This is a genomic window from Labrenzia sp. ATLA3 (assembly GCF_057180185.1).
Genome location: NZ_JBXUKV010000006.1, coordinates 51,188 through 68,595, shown reverse-complemented (window position 1 = coordinate 68,595; position 17,408 = coordinate 51,188). Strand labels below are relative to the sequence as shown.

Annotated in this window: 13 protein-coding genes; 4 read left to right on the top strand and 9 right to left on the bottom strand. The window is 59.9% G+C overall.

Annotation, left to right across the window (positions count from 1 at the left end):
* Window positions 1-59: 59 nt before the first annotated feature.
* Window positions 60-1,046, bottom strand: coding sequence for a TRAP transporter substrate-binding protein DctP (gene dctP, locus AC2A6O_RS17040; protein ID WP_498928853.1), 987 nt, complete (start codon window positions 1,044-1,046; stop codon window positions 60-62).
* A 133-nt stretch (window positions 1,047-1,179) separates the two neighbouring features.
* On the opposite strand from dctP, the gene AC2A6O_RS17035 reads away from it, so the two are divergent.
* Window positions 1,180-1,836 (top strand): GntR family transcriptional regulator, encoded by a 657-nt coding sequence (locus AC2A6O_RS17035; RefSeq protein ID WP_148585098.1) that lies wholly within the window; start codon window positions 1,180-1,182, stop codon window positions 1,834-1,836.
* 66 nt (window positions 1,837-1,902) lie between these two features.
* Here AC2A6O_RS17035 and AC2A6O_RS17030 read toward each other — a convergent pair whose 3' ends face one another.
* Window positions 1,903-2,967, bottom strand: coding sequence for a GlxA family transcriptional regulator (locus tag AC2A6O_RS17030; protein WP_498928850.1), 1,065 nt, complete (start codon window positions 2,965-2,967; stop codon window positions 1,903-1,905).
* A gap of 273 nt (window positions 2,968-3,240) precedes the next feature.
* Here AC2A6O_RS17030 and AC2A6O_RS17025 point away from each other — a divergent pair, with 273 nt between their 5' ends.
* Window positions 3,241-3,834 carry a HupE/UreJ family protein gene (locus tag AC2A6O_RS17025; RefSeq protein WP_148585100.1) on the top strand — a complete coding sequence of 198 codons (594 nt, stop codon included), beginning with the start codon at window positions 3,241-3,243 and terminating at the stop codon, window positions 3,832-3,834.
* 212 nt (window positions 3,835-4,046) lie between these two features.
* Here the strand turns inward: AC2A6O_RS17025 and nadC are convergent, their stop codons facing one another.
* From nadC to nadA, 3 genes are all read right to left on the bottom strand, one after another.
* Window positions 4,047-4,910 carry a carboxylating nicotinate-nucleotide diphosphorylase gene (gene nadC / locus AC2A6O_RS17020; protein ID WP_498928848.1) on the bottom strand — a complete coding sequence of 288 codons (864 nt, stop codon included), beginning with the start codon at window positions 4,908-4,910 and terminating at the stop codon, window positions 4,047-4,049.
* A 12-nt stretch (window positions 4,911-4,922) separates the two neighbouring features.
* Entirely contained in the window at window positions 4,923-6,524 is a 1,602-nt protein-coding gene (locus tag AC2A6O_RS17015; protein ID WP_148585103.1) for an L-aspartate oxidase, read from the bottom strand.
* 100 nt (window positions 6,525-6,624) lie between these two features.
* Window positions 6,625-7,707, bottom strand: a complete 1,083-nt coding sequence (gene nadA / locus AC2A6O_RS17010) for a quinolinate synthase NadA (protein WP_498928845.1) — start codon at window positions 7,705-7,707, stop codon at window positions 6,625-6,627.
* Between the two features lie 461 nt (window positions 7,708-8,168).
* Here nadA and AC2A6O_RS17005 point away from each other — a divergent pair, with 461 nt between their 5' ends.
* Complete coding sequence (locus tag AC2A6O_RS17005; protein WP_498928843.1) at window positions 8,169-9,404, top strand: MFS transporter; 1,236 nt, start codon at window positions 8,169-8,171, stop codon at window positions 9,402-9,404.
* 127 nt (window positions 9,405-9,531) lie between these two features.
* Here AC2A6O_RS17005 and glyS read toward each other — a convergent pair whose 3' ends face one another.
* Window positions 9,532-11,619 (bottom strand): glycine--tRNA ligase subunit beta, encoded by a 2,088-nt coding sequence (gene glyS / locus AC2A6O_RS17000; RefSeq protein ID WP_498928841.1) that lies wholly within the window; start codon window positions 11,617-11,619, stop codon window positions 9,532-9,534.
* 308 nt (window positions 11,620-11,927) lie between these two features.
* Here glyS and AC2A6O_RS16995 point away from each other — a divergent pair, with 308 nt between their 5' ends.
* Complete coding sequence (locus tag AC2A6O_RS16995; protein ID WP_498928839.1) at window positions 11,928-13,415, top strand: putative bifunctional diguanylate cyclase/phosphodiesterase; 1,488 nt, start codon at window positions 11,928-11,930, stop codon at window positions 13,413-13,415.
* Between the two features lie 11 nt (window positions 13,416-13,426).
* Here the strand turns inward: AC2A6O_RS16995 and gltS are convergent, their stop codons facing one another.
* The 3 genes from gltS to AC2A6O_RS16980 all read right to left on the bottom strand — a co-directional run bounded on the left by gltS (window position 13,427) and on the right by AC2A6O_RS16980 (window position 17,247).
* Entirely contained in the window at window positions 13,427-14,647 is a 1,221-nt protein-coding gene (gene gltS, locus AC2A6O_RS16990) for a sodium/glutamate symporter (RefSeq protein ID WP_498928837.1), read from the bottom strand.
* An 82-nt stretch (window positions 14,648-14,729) separates the two neighbouring features.
* Entirely contained in the window at window positions 14,730-16,676 is a 1,947-nt protein-coding gene (locus tag AC2A6O_RS16985) for a DUF2207 domain-containing protein (protein WP_498928835.1), read from the bottom strand.
* 10 nt (window positions 16,677-16,686) lie between these two features.
* The gene (locus AC2A6O_RS16980; protein ID WP_498928833.1) at window positions 16,687-17,247 is read right to left on the bottom strand and encodes a LemA family protein; all 561 of its coding nucleotides are present in this window, start codon (window positions 17,245-17,247) and stop codon (window positions 16,687-16,689) included.
* Window positions 17,248-17,408: the final 161 nt, after the last annotated feature.

The following is a 17,408-nucleotide window of genomic DNA, read 5'->3' as shown; positions in this document are numbered from 1 at the left end:
ATGAGGTCCTTTGGAAAGCGAACGGGGTGGGTTTCAGCCCACCCCGCAAGTTCAGACGCTTATTCTACTGACAATGCCAGATCGAGAAGGTGCTGACCGTTCGGGGTCTCCTCTACAAAAGCCTTGTAAGATGTTTCCTTGGCAAGGGCGCGCCAGGCATCGAAATCCGCGGCGCTCATTTCCGCAATCTCAACGCCGTTCTCGCGGAAGACCTCAGCAGAAACCGCGTCTGCCTTCTTGGCTTCCTCCAGATAGAAGGCCTGTGCCTTTTCCGATGCCGCCAGAAGGGCCTTCTGCTGCTCTTCCGTCAGGCTGTCGAACTTGGACTTGTTCATCAGGAGAGGCTGGTACATGAACCAGAGCGCATATTCGCCAGCCGGGGTGTAGCAGGAGACCTGCTCGTAGATGCGGTAGCTGACGAAGGACGAGGACGAGGTGTTGACCGCGTCCAGAACACCGGATTGCATGGCGTTGTAAACTTCGGAGGACGCCATGGATGCAATCGAGGCACCGGCGCCGGCAAGCATCTGCTCAAAGGCCTTGCCAGCCGCGCGCGTCTGAAGGCCCGGCATATCATCCGGTTTGGTGATGCATTTGTCCTTGGCTGCAAAGCCACCGGCCAGATACCCGTGCACCAGCACCATCACGTCATCCTCTGCCATGATTTCCTCAATGGCATCCATGAAGGGGCTGTCGTTCATCCGGGCGGCATGGTCATGGTTTTTCACCAGACCCGGCATCAGGGTCAGGTTATAGGCGGGCTGCAGGCCACCCGCATAGCTGAGCGGCAAAACGGTCATGTCCAACAGGCCACGGGTCAGCGGCTTGTATTGCTCGCGCGCCTTCAGAAGCGACTGCGACGGGAAAATCTTGATGTCGAGATCCACATCGGCCGCGGCCACGTCGTCAGCCACCATCTGGGCGACCTTGTGGCGAACGTCGCCGGTCGACCACTGGTGAGACAGGCGAAGCTCCTCGGCACTGGCTGTGAGCGCGCTGGCGAAAAGCGCCATGGCGGCGACCGACGCTGAAAATTTGATGTTCATTATTTCCTCCCTGTTGGTTCCGGAAGGGAACCGGAGATGGATCTTACCCCTATGTGATGTTTTTTTGTCAAGGTGTTTTGTATACAAGAATGACAATATTGCGCGCAAAAATGTCATATGCTAAATGCCATCCATGGAAAGAAAACGATCGGACCGCATCGCTGATGCGCTAGAAGGGTTGATTTTCGACGGCACGTTCGCCGATGGCGACAGGCTGGACGAAGTTCAACTTGCGACCCGATTTTCCGTTTCCAGAACACCGATCAGGGAAGCCCTTCACAGGCTGTCCCAGTCGGGACTTGTCGTTCAGATCCCCCGCCGCGGCGTCTTCGTTCGCCAGCCTGGCCCGGTGGAACTGATCGAGATGTTCGAAGTCATGGCAGAGCTGGAAGCCGTCAGCGCCCGCCTGGCTGCGGCGCGCATTTCAGAAACCGCGCTCGCCGATCTTCACGCCACGAACGAGCGCTGCAAACACGCGGTTGAAGCGCAGGATACGGATGGCTATTACCAGGAAAACGAGCAGTTTCACGCCATCATCTACCGTCAGTCAGGCAACAGTTTTCTGGAGCAGGAATGCCTGCGCCTGCAGCGTCGGCTCCAGCCGTTCCGCCGGGTGCAGCTTCGCGTGCGCGGCCGCATGAACCAGTCGATGGCCGAACATGAAGACGTTGTTGCCGCCATAGAGGCAGCCGACGGCGCAAGGGCGGCTGAGGCCATTCGCCGGCACGTTTCCGTTCAGGGCGAGAAATTCCACCACCTGATGGCGAACCTGAAGCCGGCTGCCGAGTAATCGCCCTCCCGACGACATCCCCTTGATAACCATCAAATCCAACGGCGGTGCCGTTGGTCCCTTCCGCTAGAAATCGAAAACCCGGCCATGCTGCTGACGGTCCGCGGCGGGACTTGTGCCGAGGGCGGACCGGTAGCGTTTCGAAAAATGGGATGCGCTGGCAAAGCCGCAGGCCATTGCGATGTCGATCATGCGCATGGAGGTGCGGCAAACCAGCTGCCGGGCGATATCCAGACGAACCTTGGCGTAATAGTCCTGCGGACTGCACTTCAGGTATTTCTGGAATTCCCGCTGCAATTGCCGGGGGCTGACGTCCAATATCTGCGCGATTTCCTGCAGGGAAAGAGGTTCGACGACATTTTCCGTCATCAATGCGATGCAGCTGCGCACCCGCTGCGAAACCGATTCCAGATCATCGCGCATATGCTTGTGCTGCCGTTCGTTGCCGCTGCGCCAGTCGTGATGAAGGGCGATTTCGGCAACGTCGGCGGCAACCGCGCCACCGTGAACCTGGGCAACAAAGCCGATCATGAGGTCGAGCGCGGATGTTCCTCCGGCGCAGGTCATATACTTGCCGTCCGTCTGAATGAGGCTGTCCACCAGCCTCGTATGCGGGAAGCACTCCTTGAAAAAATCGGCATATTCCCAATGGATCGTGCAGTTCCGGTTGTCCAGAAGGCCGAAGTCGGCCAGCACGTAGGCACCTGTGCAGATACCCGCGATCCGGCTGGACCGGTTCGCCAGTTTCCGGATCGCAACCTTCTGGGCCAGTGACAGGGAAATGCGTTCCACATCGTCGCTGCTGCAGACCGCAAGAAGATCCGGGCGCTCGACATCGCCGATGGCACAATCTGCCCGTATGGTGCTGCCGTTGCTGGCAACCGCATCGCCGCCATCAAGACTGCAGCATCGATAAGTGAAAGCTCTCCGTTTCAGCACCTTGTTGGCGATGCGCAAGGGCTCGATAGCCGACGCGAAGGACAGCAGCGAAAAATTGCGCATCAACAGAAAACAGATCTCGACTGTCCGGGAAGTGAGCGCCTCATCATCATCACGCGCCTCGTTCCAGGCCGGTGCCTTGGGCGTTTCCTGCCCGCGGGGAACCTGTGTTTCGTTCAATCCAGCGCTCATCGGAACCTTGCCTCCACCATCGTCATCGGCTCGACCCGAACCTGAGGATCCAATGACCTGGAAATTAGCACTCTGAAAAGCCGTCCCCTATCGGGAAAACGGACTGAAATATCGCAGTTCTTCCGCTACGCAACCATGGACCTCCTTGCATAAGAGCCCCTCGCCTCGGTTTACAGGGCTCCAGAAACTCCGATAGTACGGGGTGTCTTGACCCAATCATGAACGGTGCGACCCATGCCGGGGCACCGGGGTGACCAACTGAAGGATCGTTTCATGTTCTACCGCCTCGGCCTTGCTGCCGCATTCGGCCTGCTGACCGCCTCTCCTGCCCTTGCCCATCTGGATCCTTCCGAACACGGCTCCTTCGCCGCCGGCTTCTCGCATCCGGTGTTTGGCACCGATCATGTGCTGGCCATGATCGCCGTTGGCCTTTGGGCCGCTCTCCTGGGCGGTCGTGCCGTCTGGGTCCTGCCAACCGCTTTCGTCGGCTCGATGATCGTCGGTTTTCTGCTTTCGCTAGCGGGCGTTCCCCTGCCCTATGTTGAACCCTTCATCCTGACTTCGGTGGTTGTTCTGGGTCTTGCCGTCGCCCTTGCGCTGCGTCTGCCGCTTGGTCTGTGCGCGGCTTTGGTGGGCATTTTCGGTATCTGCCACGGTCATGCCCACGGCGGCGAAATCGGCTCGGCCGCCGAACTGGCCTATGCCGGCGGCTTCGTTCTGGCAACAGCGCTGCTCCATGCAGCTGGCCTCCTGATCGGCTATGGCGCCAATGTGGCCACGCGCAACGATCCGGCCTGGGCCCCGCGGATCATTCGCAGCCTGGGTGTGCTGACCGCCCTCGGTGGGCTTTACCTCGCCGCGGCGTGAGTTTCAGTGACTGATTGATTTACCGCCTTGGCTGACGCCCCCCAACCTCATCCTGAGGAAGCGCGTGAGCGCTGTCTCGAAGGATGGGCGGCATACTCCAGAGCAAGTGGCCCATCCGTCGAGATGGATTCTCGCGGTCCTCCTCAGGATGAGGTTAAGGTGGAGGTGGGATGTCAGACAGGGCCGAACTTTGAACGGTCGCCGGTAAAACGTCAGCCGATCTCGATATCGAGACCCAAATCCAGAACCGGGGCTGAATGGGTGATCCAGCCTGAGGAGATCAGGTCGACACCGGCTTCGGCGACGGCCTTGACCGTATCGAGTTCAATGCCGCCGGAAGCTTCCAGCAGAACCTTGCCATCGGCCATTGCGACAGCCTGTTTCAGAACTTCGGGCGGCATGTTGTCGAGCATGACCACGTCCGGCCTGGCCGCAAGCGCCTCCTGCAATTGCTCCAGCGTATCGACTTCCACCTCGATCTTGACAAGGTGCCCGGCAAACGCCTTCGCGGCTTCGATGGCCTGCGTCACGCCGCCGGCGACCGCGATGTGATTGTCCTTGATCAGGATCGCATCATCCAGACCGAAGCGGTGGTTGGAACCCCCGCCGCATTTGACCGCATATTTCTCGAAAGCCCGCAGGCCCGGTGTCGTCTTGCGGGTGCAAACGATGTCGGCTTTGGTGTGGGCGATCAGATCGGCAAAGTGCGACGTCGCCGTAGCGATGCCGGACAGATGCCCCAGGAAATTCAGCGCCACACGTTCAGCGGCCAGGAGCGCCCGGGCTGGCCCCTCGATCCGGGCGACAACTGCTTTCGGCGACAACCGGTCACCGTCGGTCAGAACCGCCTCGAATCGGAGCCCGGCGTCGGTCTGGCGGAAGGCGCTTTCGGCAAAGGCAAGCCCGGCCAGAACCCCCGGTTTGCGTGCGGCAATCACGGCGGAAGCTTTTGCCTCCGGCGGGAGCGTCGCCTGGCTGGTCACGTCGCCTGCCCGGCCCCAGTCTTCCAGAAGGGCCGCCTTGACGGCTTCATCCACCATCAGGCGTGGCAGCTCAGGCAAATATCTGCGGGTCATGCGCCTCTCCGGTCAGGCAGTTTCAAGGGCCTCGGCGGTGATGGCCTCGACTTCCTTCAAGGTGGTGTAAGAGCGGCTTGCCATGTCGGGGTTTTCCTGCGGGAAATCCTTGCGGAAATGCCCGCCGCGGCTTTCCTCGCGTTTCAGCGCAGCTGCCGTGATGATACGCCCGGTCACCATCATGTTGAGGATTGACCGGCGCACGCAGTCCTGTTCCACCCTGACGATATCTGCCAGAGCCTTCTTGAGCCCTTCGGCATCGCGCAGCACACCGACATTGCGCGCCAGCGTCTTGCGCAGAACGCTGATGGCCTGCCGCTCGTCGGCGTTGCGCTGGCTTGGCAAGCCGGGAGCATCGTCCATCTCGTTCCAGTAGGCGCTGCGCGGGGTGGGCATCAGGCCCTGGATATCCTCGGCGATGCGTGCGGCAAACACCACCGCTTCCAGCAGCGAGTTGGATGCCAGACGGTTGGCGCCATGGGCTCCGGTCGAAGCAACTTCGCCAGCAGCCCACAAACCGTCGAGAGACGTCCGGCCGTTGGCATCGGTCAGCACTCCACCCATGTGGTAGTGTTCGGCGGGTGCCACAGGTAGCAGGTCTTTCGCCGGGTCGAGGCCGGCTGCGGCAGCGACCGCGAAAACGGTCGGGAAATCGTCCTTGAACCTGTCGCCGATTGCGGTCCTGCAATCCAGGAAGGCCCCGCGGCCTTCGGAGACTTCCCGGTGGATTGCCCGGGCAACGATGTCGCGCGGTGCCAGCTCGAGATCCGGGTGAACGCCTTCCATAAAACGCTCACCGGCCTTGTTGACGAGCGTTGCCCCCTCACCGCGCAAGGCTTCGGTCGCCAGCGGCGCCGGATCCTTGCCGAGATCAAGGGCGGTCGGGTGGAACTGAACGAATTCGGCATCGGCAATCACGGCCCCTGCACGGGCTGCCATGGCAAGACCATGGCCGTTGGCTTCATGCGGGTTGGTCGTCAATGCGTAAAGATGGCCGATGCCGCCAGAGGCGAGTACCACGGCCCTCGCCGGGAAGACCAGACGCTCCAGGCCGCCGCGCTTGCGGGCGAGGACACCCGTCACATACCGGCCTTCGCCAATGAAGCTTTCGCCGATATAGCCTTCCAGAATGCGGATCGAGGGTGTCTTGCGAACAGCGGCAATCAAGGCATCCATGATGGCCCGTCCGGCCATGTCGCCGCGCACACGCACGACCCGGCTGTGCGAATGGGCAGCTTCGCGCGAAAACTTCAGCCGGCCTTCGAGATCCTGATCGAACGGAACGCCGTAGGACAGGAGATCGTGCACCCGGGCGCTGCCTTCACGGGTCATCTGGTCGACGATCTTTTCCTCGCAGATGCCGCAACCGGCCACCAACGTATCGTCGCGGTGTTTTTCGACCGAATCCTGTTCGGAGATCGCGGCTGCGATGCCGCCTTGCGCCCAGGCGGAGGACGCCCCCTGCCCGATCGGCGCGTTGGTGATGACAGTGACAGGACGCGGGCTGAGTTTCAGCGCGCAGAAGAGCCCCGCCAGGCCTCCTCCCAGAATGACGACATCATCCACATCCTTGCCCATATGAGCAGGTGCAAAATCCTCAACCGACACGGCCATGGGAAACTTCCTGGAACAGACGGGCATGAGCCCCAAAAGAAACTTCCGGGCCGGAGAAGCCCGGAAGCAATCGCATAAGTGCGGTTTAGACCGAAGCCGGTCAGAGTTTCAAGTTGATCATCCGCTCGACCGCGGTGCGGGCCCTGTCGGCCACCGCCGGGTCAACGACCACTTCCTCTTTCATCTCCAGCAGAGAGTCGAGGATCTTGGTCAGCGTGATCCGCTTCATGTGCGGGCACAGGTTGCACGGACGGATGTAGTCGACACCCGGCGTTTCACTGGCAATGTTGTCCGCCATGGAACACTCGGTGATCATCATCACCTTTTCCGGACGTTTGGTCTTCACCCAGTCGATCATATGCGCGGTAGACCCGGCAAAGTCGGCTTCCGCGACCACTTCGGGCGGGCATTCCGGGTGAGCGATGATCTTCACATCCGGCTCGATCTTGCGATAGTCGCGCAGCTCTTCCGCGGTGAAGCGCTCATGCACCTCGCAGGCGCCGTCCCAGACCAGAACCTCGACGTCGGTCTTGTTGCCGACATTGGCGGCCAGATACTTGTCCGGGATCAGGAACACCTTGTCGACGCCGAAGCTTTCGACCACCTGCAGCGCGTTGGAAGACGTGCAGCAGATGTCGCATTCCGCTTTCACATCGGCTGACGTGTTCACGTAGGTGATGATCGGGACGCCAGGGTTGCGTTCGCGCAGAGCCCGCACATCCGCCCCCGTGATGGATTCGGCCAAGGAGCAGCCTGCGCGCATATCCGGGATCAGCACCGTCTTTTCCGGGCTCAGGATTTTCGAGGTCTCCGCCATGAAGTGCACGCCGCACTGGACGATGACGTCGGCATCGGTGCGGGTCGCTTCGATAGCCAGTTGCAGGCTGTCGCCCACGATGTCGGCCACCCCATGGTAGATATCCGGCGTCATGTAGTTGTGAGCCAGAATAACCGCGTTGCGCTGCTTCTTCAGCTGGTTGATCGCATGGATGGTCGGCGCCAGAGCGGGCCATTCGATGGCCGGGATGATGTGCTTGACCTTCTCATAGATCTGCGCAGTCGCCTCGGCGACCTCCGGCGTGTACCGCAGGTCCGGGCGCTCCAGTTTGCCGAAACGCTCCAGTGCCGTCAGTCCGGCGGCAATCGGAGTTCCAACCGGTGCATTGGTCTGGGCTATGGTCATCGCGACCTCCCTTTATTGCGCGGCGTGAGGGGGGATGATGCCGCAACTTAATTATACTCAACTTGAGCATATTTAGAGCAAAAGAAAACGGGCTGACCGGCCCATACTTTTGCTCTTTCGGAGTTTATATAGTCGTGGACAAATCGAAAATCTACAAAAATCCGAAAAATTATTGCCCGCCTACCGTTTCCCCTTTCTTTTCCGAAACTTAAGAAGAAATTTTTCAAACCTTTGACAGCCGGCTAACAATTCTCCCCATCTTCCTGAATTGAAAAACAGCTCCCAAGCCCTCTCTCCTCGTGAAAACCGGGTGGCCTGGCCAGCTTCCTGACACATCGAGCCAGCGTGTCTATCGGCGCACGTTCCATTCGAGACGCTGATCAATCCATCAAAATTACGCGTTTTTCGGGGACCTGCTTTCCGCCTATTCTGATCGTAGTTTGACGATCAGAGACACCTCCATGACAACAGCTTCCTCCACTGGCCGGGCTGGCCCCAATATCCCGCTGGTGATTACCTGCGGCTGTTTGATCGCGCTCATTTCCTTCGGTCCGCGTTCCGCGATGGGCCTTTTCTTCCAGCCGATGACCGATGCCCGGGATTGGAGCCGAGAGATTTTTGCGCTGGCGCTGGCAATCCAGAACCTGATGTGGGGCATCGGCCAGCCGCTTGCCGGCATGATGGCCGACAGGTTCGGCACCTGGAAGACCATGACGCTCGGAGCCGTGCTGTACTGCACCGGTCTGTTGCTGATGATCGACGCGGAAAGCGCCGTCGCCATGCATGTCTCGGCTGGTGTGCTCATCGGGCTTGGCATTTCCTGTTCGTCCTTCTCTCTGGTTCTGGCCGCTTTCGGCCGCACGGTCACTCCAGAGCAGAGAACGCTCGCCTTCGGCATCGGCACGGCTTCCGGCTCACTCGGCCAGTTCCTGTTCGCCCCTCTTGGCGGTACGCTGATCGCCAGCATCGGCTGGCAGCAGACCCTTGTCGTCTTTGCCGGGCTCGTCGCTCTTGTGCCGCTTTTGGCCATTGCGCTCCGGGGAAAGTCGGAACTGCCCCAAAACAGCAATCCGGCGAACGATCAGAAGCTGACCTCCGCCATTGCAGAGGCCTTCAGAACGCGCGGATTTATCTTGCTGACTTTCGGTTTTTTCGTGTGCGGCTTTCACCTCGCCTTCATCACGGTACACCTGCCGCCCTATATCGCCGATCAGGGTCTCGATCCGGCCTGGGGGGCCGCTGCGCTCGGTCTTATCGGCCTGAGCAACATCGCAGGGTCGCTGCTGTCAGGCTACATTTCCGGCCGCTATTCCAAGCCGGTCTTTCTGTCACTGATCTATCTTGCCCGCTCCGTTGCGATCCTCGCCTTCATCATGCTGCCGGTCACCCCCGCCTCGTTGCTGGTTTTTTCCGCTGCCATGGGTCTCCTGTGGCTGTCCACCGTGCCGCCGACATCCGGCCTCGTCGCGGTCATGTTCGGTCCGCGGTACATGGCGACCCTGTTCGGCTTCGTCTTTCTCTCCCACCAGATCGGCTCGTTCCTGGGCGTGTGGTTGGGCGGCAAGATCTATGACGAAACAGGCTCCTACGATCCCATCTGGTGGCTTGGCATCGCTCTCGGCATCTTCGCCGCCATCGTGCATTGGCCGATCGAGGAAAAACCTGTCGACCGGCTGGCGGCTCAGGCGGCAGAGTGAGGCGCGGAAGTTATGAGCTGAGCCAAAGCTGCATGTGGTGACGTTCCAACGCTTCCCCAGCTACAGCTCCAGAACGAAAAAAGGCGGACCCAAGGCCCGCCCTTTTTTGTTTTCAGGTCTGGTCGGCTTATCCGGCGACCTTTGAAAAATCCGCCACCACATGGGTCGCATCGCGAATTTCGGCGAGAAGCTGCAGGCGGTTCATGCGCAGTGTGGCGTCTTCCGCGTTGACCAGAATGTCATCGAAGAAACGGTCGACCGGCGCGCGCAGTTTTGAAAGAGCTTCCATGGCGCCCTCGAAATTCTCGCTTGCCACGGCGTCGGCCGCTTCGGCCCGGGCGATATCGATGGCAGACGCCAGATCGATTTCGGCCTGCTCCTGCAAGTGGTCCGCATGCGGCTTGCCGGAAACAGGAGCCCCGTCCTTCTTTTCCTCGGCCTTCAGAATGTTGACCGCACGCTTGTAGCCAGCCAGCAGGTTGGTACCGTCGTCGGAGGAAACGAATTTGCCAAGCGCCTCGACACGCCGGACCACCATCAGAAGATCGTCCTGGCCTTCGAGCGCAAAAACGGCGTCGATCAAATCATGACGCGCGCCTTCGTCCTTGAGGTGGACTTTCAGGCGGTCGGCGAAGAACGACAGCAGATCGGCGACAAGAGCCGCAGGGTCCGCCGTTTTCACACCCTGAAGATCCAGAGCGGAGCGGAGACTGTCGCCAAGCCTGATCCTGAGATTGTTTTCCAGAACGATCCGGATCACGCCGAGAGCCGCACGGCGCAGGGCATAGGGATCCTTCGAGCCGGTCGGCTTTTCGTCGATCGCCCAGAAACCTGCAAGAAGGTCCAGCTTTTCGGCAAGCGCCACGGCCACGGCAACCGGGTTGCTCGGCAGGCTGTCGCTCGGCCCCTGCGGCTTGTAATGCTCTTCGATGGCAGTTGCCACCGATGCGTCCTCGCCCTGGGCCGTTGCATAATAGCGGCCCATAAGGCCCTGCAATTCCGGGAATTCGAACACCATGTGGGAGACGAGATCCGCCTTGGCGAGTTCTGCCGCGCGCCGAGCCTTTGCCTCGTCAGCTCCGGCAGCCGGAGCAAGTTCGGCTGACAGCGCAATCATGCGCTTCACCCGCTCTCCGACGCTGCCGAGCTTTTCGTGGAACTTGACTTCGTCCAGCTTGGGCAGATTGTCCGACAGCTTCGACTTCAGGTCCGTTTCCCAGAAGAAGCGGGCGTCGGACAGGCGTGCGCGGATCACCTTCTCGTTTCCGGCCACGATCAGCTTGCCACCATCATCGGCGACGATGTTGGAGACCAGCACGAACTTGTTGGCAAGGCGCCCGGTGGCCGGGTTCTTCAAGACGAAGCACTTCTGGTTGACCTTGATGGTCAGCTGAATGCACTCGTCCGGGATCGTCAGGAAATCCTCGTCGAAGCTGCCGGTCAGGACCACCGGCCATTCGACCAGGCCGGCGACTTCTTCCAGAAGACCCGGATCCTCGACCAGATCGAGGCCGAGCGCCAGTGCGCAATCCTTGGCATCGTTCTGGATGATGTCCTTGCGGCGGTCCGCATCAAGCACGACCTTGTGCTTCTCGAGGGCCGGCGCGTAGTCGTCGAAGCGACGCACGTCGAAGGCCTCATCCGCCAGGAAGCGGTGGCCACGGGTGGTCTTGCCGGCCTTAATGCCGTCGAATTCGAACGGAACGACGTCCGGCTCTTCCGTTTCCGGGCCAAAGGTGGCGACGATGGAGTGCAGCGGCCGCACCCAGCGGGTCGTCGCGGCGCCCCAGCGCATGGTTATCGGCCAGGGGAAGTTACGCAGGATTCCCGGCATGAATTCGGCAATGACATCAATCGCAGACCGGCCCGGCTTTTCGATGACGGCAACGTAGAAGTCCCCCTTCTTGGGGTCCGTCTGGATGGTTGCCTGATCGATCGACGCCAATCCAGCCCCTCGCAGGAAGCCTTCCAGCGCCTTTTCCGGGGCTCCGACACGCGGGCCTTTGCGCTCTTCGCGTGTGGCGGCAGACCCCGCTGGAACACCTGCGACATGCAAGGCAAGACGCCGCGGTGTCGCGAAAGCCTTTGCGCCTTCGTACGGCAAACCCGCATCCACCAGGGCATTGGTCACGAGAGATTTCAGGTCTTCGGCCGCCTTGCGCTGCATTCGGGCCGGAATCTCTTCGCTGAAAAGTTCAAGCAGAAGATCGGGCATGGATGTCTGGACCTTTGGTCTGGTGGGATAACACCGGAAACGGTTTGCGCCGTCCGTTACCAAGACAATGAAGACTTGTCACCCCTTTTCGAGGCAGCGCCCGCCAACGGCTGGCCCGTTCAGACAACGGCTCATCTGCTTTGTTTCATTCTTCTTCAAGAATTGCATGTGAAACTTCGCAACCTGTTAGCAGTTGCATGTATTGGGATCAACCTAAAGTGAAACGGGAAGTTGCAGAGCACGGATATACGACGCGATCTATAGTTGCACTACTTGCTATAGTCCTTGTCATTTTTACTGGTATCAAGGTGATACCGGTATTCTTTCCTGCTTTTGAAATCGATCATTCCCAACTGACGTTTGATTTCATTACCAGCCTTGTGCTGGGCATTGCCATCTTTAGTCTCGCCTATGGGGCATGGGCGACCCAGCGATTGCGCAAGGAGCTGAAAGCCAGGTCCTCGGCCCATTCCGAAGCCCTGGCCCTTGCCCAGCACGATCCGCTTACCGGGCTTCCCAACCGCCGCCGTCTGCTGGAAGCCTTTGCCGACCTGACCTACGAGGTCAAGCCGGAGTGTTTTCGCGCCGTGATGATGCTCGACCTCGACGGTTTCAAGCCGATCAACGACGTCTATGGCCACGCCTTTGGCGACAACCTGCTGCGCAGCTTTGCTGATCGGCTGGCGGAAATCCTCGGCAAGGAGGGCATTGTCGCCCGGCTCGGCGGTGACGAATTCGCCATTGTCTCTCCTGTGTTCAATGAGAAGTCGGAGGCGGCCGGATTCGCCCGGCGGCTGCTGACCCGCATCAGCGACCGTTTCGAGTTCGGCAATCGGCAAATCTCCATTGGCTCCGGCATCGGCATCGCGCTCTACCCTCATGACGGTCATGCGATTACCGAACTTTTGCGTAGGGCGGACATCGCGCTTTACCGTGCCAAATCCTCCGGGCGCTCGACCTACCGGTTTTTCGAGGTCGACATGGATGCCTCGATCCTGCATCGGACCCTTCTGGAACAGCGTCTGCGCCGCGCTATATCGGAGCATCAGGTCAGGGCTTATTACCAGCCGATTCTGGACATGGATTCGGGCCGCATTGCCGGGTTCGAGGCTCTGGCAAGGTGGACGGACACGGATTTCGGCAACGTACCCCCGCTGCAGTTCATTCCGATCGCGGAAGACTGCGGCATAATCTCCGAACTGACGCACCATCTGCTGGAGGACGCTTGCAAGGTCGCCGTCACCTGGCCGGACGATCTCTATCTGTCTTTCAATCTCTCTCCGGTGCAATTGCAGGACCCTGCCCTGCCGGTGCAGATCAGCACCATTTTGAACAAGAACGGGCTTAGTCCCAGCCGGCTGGTTCTGGAAATCACGGAAACATCGCTGGTGAAAAACCCGGAATCGGCCAAACGCATCCTGACCGAACTGACGGAAGCAGGCATCTCCATTGCGCTCGACGATTTCGGCGCGGGCCATTCCAGTCTCAGCTATCTGCGCGATTTTCCGATCAAGAAGGTCAAGATCGATAAGTCCTTTACCGAGCGCATGCTGGAAGACAAGCAGTGTGGGGCCATCGTCGAAGCCATTCTGGTCCTGTCCAAGGGGCTCGACATCGATGCGGTGGCGGAAGGGATTGAGGATAGTGCCGTTCATGACGCACTTAATTCCAACGGCTGCCACTACGGCCAGGGGTTCCTTTATGCCGCTGCGGTTTCTTCAGAAGACGCTTCCAGCCTGCTGGCATCCCAGATCAACGGCCGGTTGCCCTTCAGCAAGTCGATAGACGCTGCCTGATCGCCCTGCCCTCATCCACCCAGAAACAGGAGGATGATGACTGCGTTGGCCAGATCCACGAAGAAAGCCGAAACCAGCGGCAGGATCAGGAAGGCCTGGGTTGCCGGTCCGAAGTGTTTGGTGATTGCCGTCATATTGGCAATGGCGGTCGGTGTCGCCCCCAGGGCGAACCCTGCAAAACCAGCCCCCAGCACCGCCGCATTGTAATTGCGCCCCATCAGCGGATAGAGCGCCAGAATGATGAAGGCGGCTGCGACGACGATCTGCGTGAAGAGAATCAGAAGCATCGGCCCCGCCAGACCCGCAATGGTCCAGAGCTGAAGGCTCATGAGGGACATCGTCAGAAAGATGCCAAGCGCAAGGTCGGACAAGACCGCCAGGGATTTGGACCTTGCCGGCCAGGTCATCTTCGGAAAGACCAGTGGCACGGTGTTGGACAGCAGGATGCCGCAGAAAAGACAGCAGACGAACACTGGAAGGTCCAGCCCTGTGCCCGTGCTCAAAGCTTCCTGAAGCGCAACGCCGAGACCGATTGCGATATTGAGAACCAGCAGGGAACGCATCAGCCCGGTGTGCGTCACGCTTGCGTCCGCTTCCCGATCCATCTCAAGGCCGATCATCGGGGCTTCTTCCGGGCGGTTCGGATCGGGTCTCCCACCCAGTTTCTCCATCAGGAACTTGCCGACCGGCCCGCCCAGAAGGCTGGCGGCGATCAAGCCGAGCGTTGCCGTTGCAGCCCCGATCTCGACGGCCCCCGCAACGCCGTAGTCGGCGGCCAGCTTCGGCCCCCAGGCGATTGCCGTGCCATGGCCGCCGACCAGCGAAATGGTCCCGCCCAGCAAACCGAAACCTGTGGGAAGCCCCATCGCCGCCGCCAGCCCCGTGCCAACCGCATTTTGCAGCAGCATGTAACAGACGGTGAGCATCAGCAGGATCAAAAGCGGCTTGCCGCCCTTGGCAAGATCCGCAAAGCGCGCGTTCAGGCCGATTGCGGTGAAGAAGCAATACAGAAGGTAGTCGCGAGACTGCAGGGAGAACCCGATTTCGGTTCCAAGGCTCAGATAGACAGCGAGCGAGAACAGCGCCACCAGCAGACCGCCGGACACAGGTTCTGGTATGTTGAACCTGTCCAGAAGGCCAATCTTCTTGTTCAGCCGCACCCCTAGAAAATAGACGAGGATGGCCAGATTGAAGCTGACAAATTCCGTAAGCGTGATCGTTTCGCCGGCCATCTGCATTCTCGCCCCTGTCTCAGGCTTCCACTATGCCTTACAAAGCGGCCTGTGCAAGGAAGACCTGCCGACCCAGGGTTGCCTACCAGCCTCCTCCGCCACCGCCGCCGCCGCCGCCACCGGAAAAACCACCCGAAGAGCCAGACGATCCCGAGCTCGATGACTTAGGGGCAGGAAGCGAGGACTGGAAAGACCCGGCCATGGAACTTGCCGTCCGGCCCAGGCTGTCAGACACATGCCGGGCGTCGAAATGGCTGCCGCCGTACCAGCCCGGATGATAGCTGGCTGCGACTGCCGCCCCTGCCGCCGTGGTCAGCCAGGCTTCAAAGGCCTTCGCCCAAGGTTTTTCAACACCAAGCGCCACGGCATACGGCAGAAGCTCCTCAAAGTGATCGGTGCTCATGTCCGGGACTTCCGCCATGTTGAGCCGTTCCTTTTCAGCCACGCTCAGGTACATCTGAAGTCCCTCGATCTCGTCAAGAGCCTGACGCCCAAGCGCCGTCGGCGCACTGATCAGGAAAAAGAACAGAATGTTCAGGGCGACCAGCGCCACCGCGATGAACGGCAGAACAGGCAGGGAGTCCACTCCGCCATTCACGTGGAAGGCACCGAAGGCCGCTCCTGCAACGCCGAGGCCGAAGACCACGAATATCAGGGCCATGCGCAGTTTCATGCTGGCGAAGCGGAAAATGGCTTTGCCGATATTGATCGCAAAGACGGTCGCGAACATGGAAAAGACCAGAAAGATGATGACGAACCCTTCCTGGCCGGGCTGCAGCCCGCCGAAAGCCAGAAGAGCGACAATGGTGACCAGGCTCAGAATGGAACCGGGTATGAGAAACCGCTTGTTGGTTCTGAAATAAACGTCCCGGCTTTCCCGCTCGATCGCCGCCCGAAATTTTCTGCCCAAAGCCTGGATCGACTTGCCGTTGGTCTTGTTCAGGGGCAACGGGCTGTCCCGTCCGCTCAACCATTCCTCCAGCGCTGCCTCGCCCTTTGGAAGGCCAAATCCGGGAATTTGCCCTTCCCGGCCAGTTCGGTTCAACACCAGCGTCGTGTCGCCGTCCTCTTCCTCAAGCCGCAAACGTTTCTTGACGGCCAGGTTGAGACAGGCGGCCGACAACGCGACCCAGCCGCCGTCACCGAAGCCCTGGTTCTGAATATATTTTGCAAGCGCCGGTGAGATGCCAGCGGGAGGTGAGAATCTTGGAAACACAACACCTTCAGCAGGATCGCGTCCAACCATCCACCAGGCGGCGAAGTAATACAGGAGCACCAGCAGCACCCCGGCTCCGCCGATCAGTTCCGATCTGTAGTCGTTGACGAAATACTCGAGCTTTTCAGCGTCCGAGGGCGGCGTAATCGCGCCCTTTGGCAGACTGACGTTGACCGACAGGCCTTCGTAGGGTGGCAGAACCTGCGTCGTCCGGAAGATCACTTCCGAACCGCCTTGAGCGCTCCGCGCTTCGAAAGCCTTGCCGGTCTCTCCGTAACCGCCCGTGTAGGCCGTCCATTCGCTGGCTTTCACGCCCTTCGGCAGAACGACGCGGGCGATGGCTTCATCGACGGGGAAGATCCATTCGTTGCCGGTCGCGTTCCAGTAGACCTCGTCATGGTCTTCAAAAAAGCGGATCTGCCGGTCGGTTTCGTAGCTGAAGGTGTAGGTGTAGTTGCCCGCCTGCAGGAAGGTGTTCTCCTCCCCGACATAGATCCGGACACCCTGGCTGTTTTCGTTGATGTGGTACGGCGCAGGAACACCGCCTTGCTGCACGGAAAGCAGCTTGAACCCGGCCTTGTAGATGCGCCCGTTCGCCCCCTCCACCGCAAGCGGAATGTCGCGGAAAATGCCGCGCCTGATCTGATTGCCCTCCGCACGCACGGTAATCGTTTCCGTGACTGTCAGCGTACCATCGCGGGCAACGTCGATATCGGAAACGAACTTCAAGATGCGTTCGTCCGCATGTGCCCCGATGCCCGCGGCCAGCAGGACGAAGGCAGCAAGAATGCAGGCTGAGATCCGGTTCAGCATAGTGGGCTCCTCAGAACTGGACCTTTGGCACCGCGCGGTCGGCCTCGTCTTCGATTTCGAAATACTCGGCCTTTTCAAACTTGAACTGACTGGCGATCAGATTGGACGGAAAGCTCTCGACAGCGACATTCAGGTTCCTGACAGCACCGTTGTAATAGCGGCGGGCCATCTGAATGGCGTTCTCGATCTCGTCGAGTGACTTGTGCAGGTCGGAAAAGTTCTGGCTGGCCTTCAGGTCGGGATAGGCCTCCGCCACTGCAAAAAGCCGGCCCAGCGCTTGACTGAGTTCGCCTTCCGCTTTGGCGCGGCCTGCGACATCGTCCCTGGACATGGACGTTACCTCCGCCCGCTTCTGCGTCACCGCGTTCAAGGTGTCCTGTTCGTGGGACGCATAGCCCTTGACGGTCTCGACCAGATTGGGAACGAGATTGGCCCTGCGCTTGAGCTGCACATCGATGCCGCTCCAGCCTTCCTCGACCATCTGCCGTTTGCGGACCAGAGCATTGTAAAGAACGATCACTATCAGGGAGAGCGCTATCAGCAGCGCGAGAATGAACCAGGCAAAGACCATATGAACCTCCGGAATCTGCCGAGGAAGCTAACCGCTGACGAATAGCTTGTCATCCGGATCGACTCTACAGGCAGTCGTGAAACGACAAAGAGTAATCTGGAACACAGGTTACCGGGCCAAAATCATCTGAACCGGCCGTTCTTTTCAAGGCTGCGGGTCTC

Coding starts and splice junctions, on each gene's coding strand:
- dctP (WP_498928853.1), bottom strand. CDS start 1,046: ATGAACATCAAATTTTCAGCGTCGGTCGCCGCCATGGCGCTTTTCGCC.
- AC2A6O_RS17035 (WP_148585098.1), top strand. CDS start 1,180: ATGGAAAGAAAACGATCGGACCGCATCGCTGATGCGCTAGAAGGGTTG.
- AC2A6O_RS17030 (WP_498928850.1), bottom strand. CDS start 2,967: ATGAGCGCTGGATTGAACGAAACACAGGTTCCCCGCGGGCAGGAAACG.
- AC2A6O_RS17025 (WP_148585100.1), top strand. CDS start 3,241: ATGTTCTACCGCCTCGGCCTTGCTGCCGCATTCGGCCTGCTGACCGCC.
- nadC (WP_498928848.1), bottom strand. CDS start 4,910: ATGACCCGCAGATATTTGCCTGAGCTGCCACGCCTGATGGTGGATGAA.
- AC2A6O_RS17015 (WP_148585103.1), bottom strand. CDS start 6,524: ATGGCCGTGTCGGTTGAGGATTTTGCACCTGCTCATATGGGCAAGGAT.
- nadA (WP_498928845.1), bottom strand. CDS start 7,707: ATGACCATAGCCCAGACCAATGCACCGGTTGGAACTCCGATTGCCGCC.
- AC2A6O_RS17005 (WP_498928843.1), top strand. CDS start 8,169: ATGACAACAGCTTCCTCCACTGGCCGGGCTGGCCCCAATATCCCGCTG.
- glyS (WP_498928841.1), bottom strand. CDS start 11,619: ATGCCCGATCTTCTGCTTGAACTTTTCAGCGAAGAGATTCCGGCCCGA.
- gltS (WP_498928837.1), bottom strand. CDS start 14,647: ATGGCCGGCGAAACGATCACGCTTACGGAATTTGTCAGCTTCAATCTG.
- AC2A6O_RS16985 (WP_498928835.1), bottom strand. CDS start 16,676: ATGCTGAACCGGATCTCAGCCTGCATTCTTGCTGCCTTCGTCCTGCTG.
- AC2A6O_RS16980 (WP_498928833.1), bottom strand. CDS start 17,247: ATGGTCTTTGCCTGGTTCATTCTCGCGCTGCTGATAGCGCTCTCCCTG.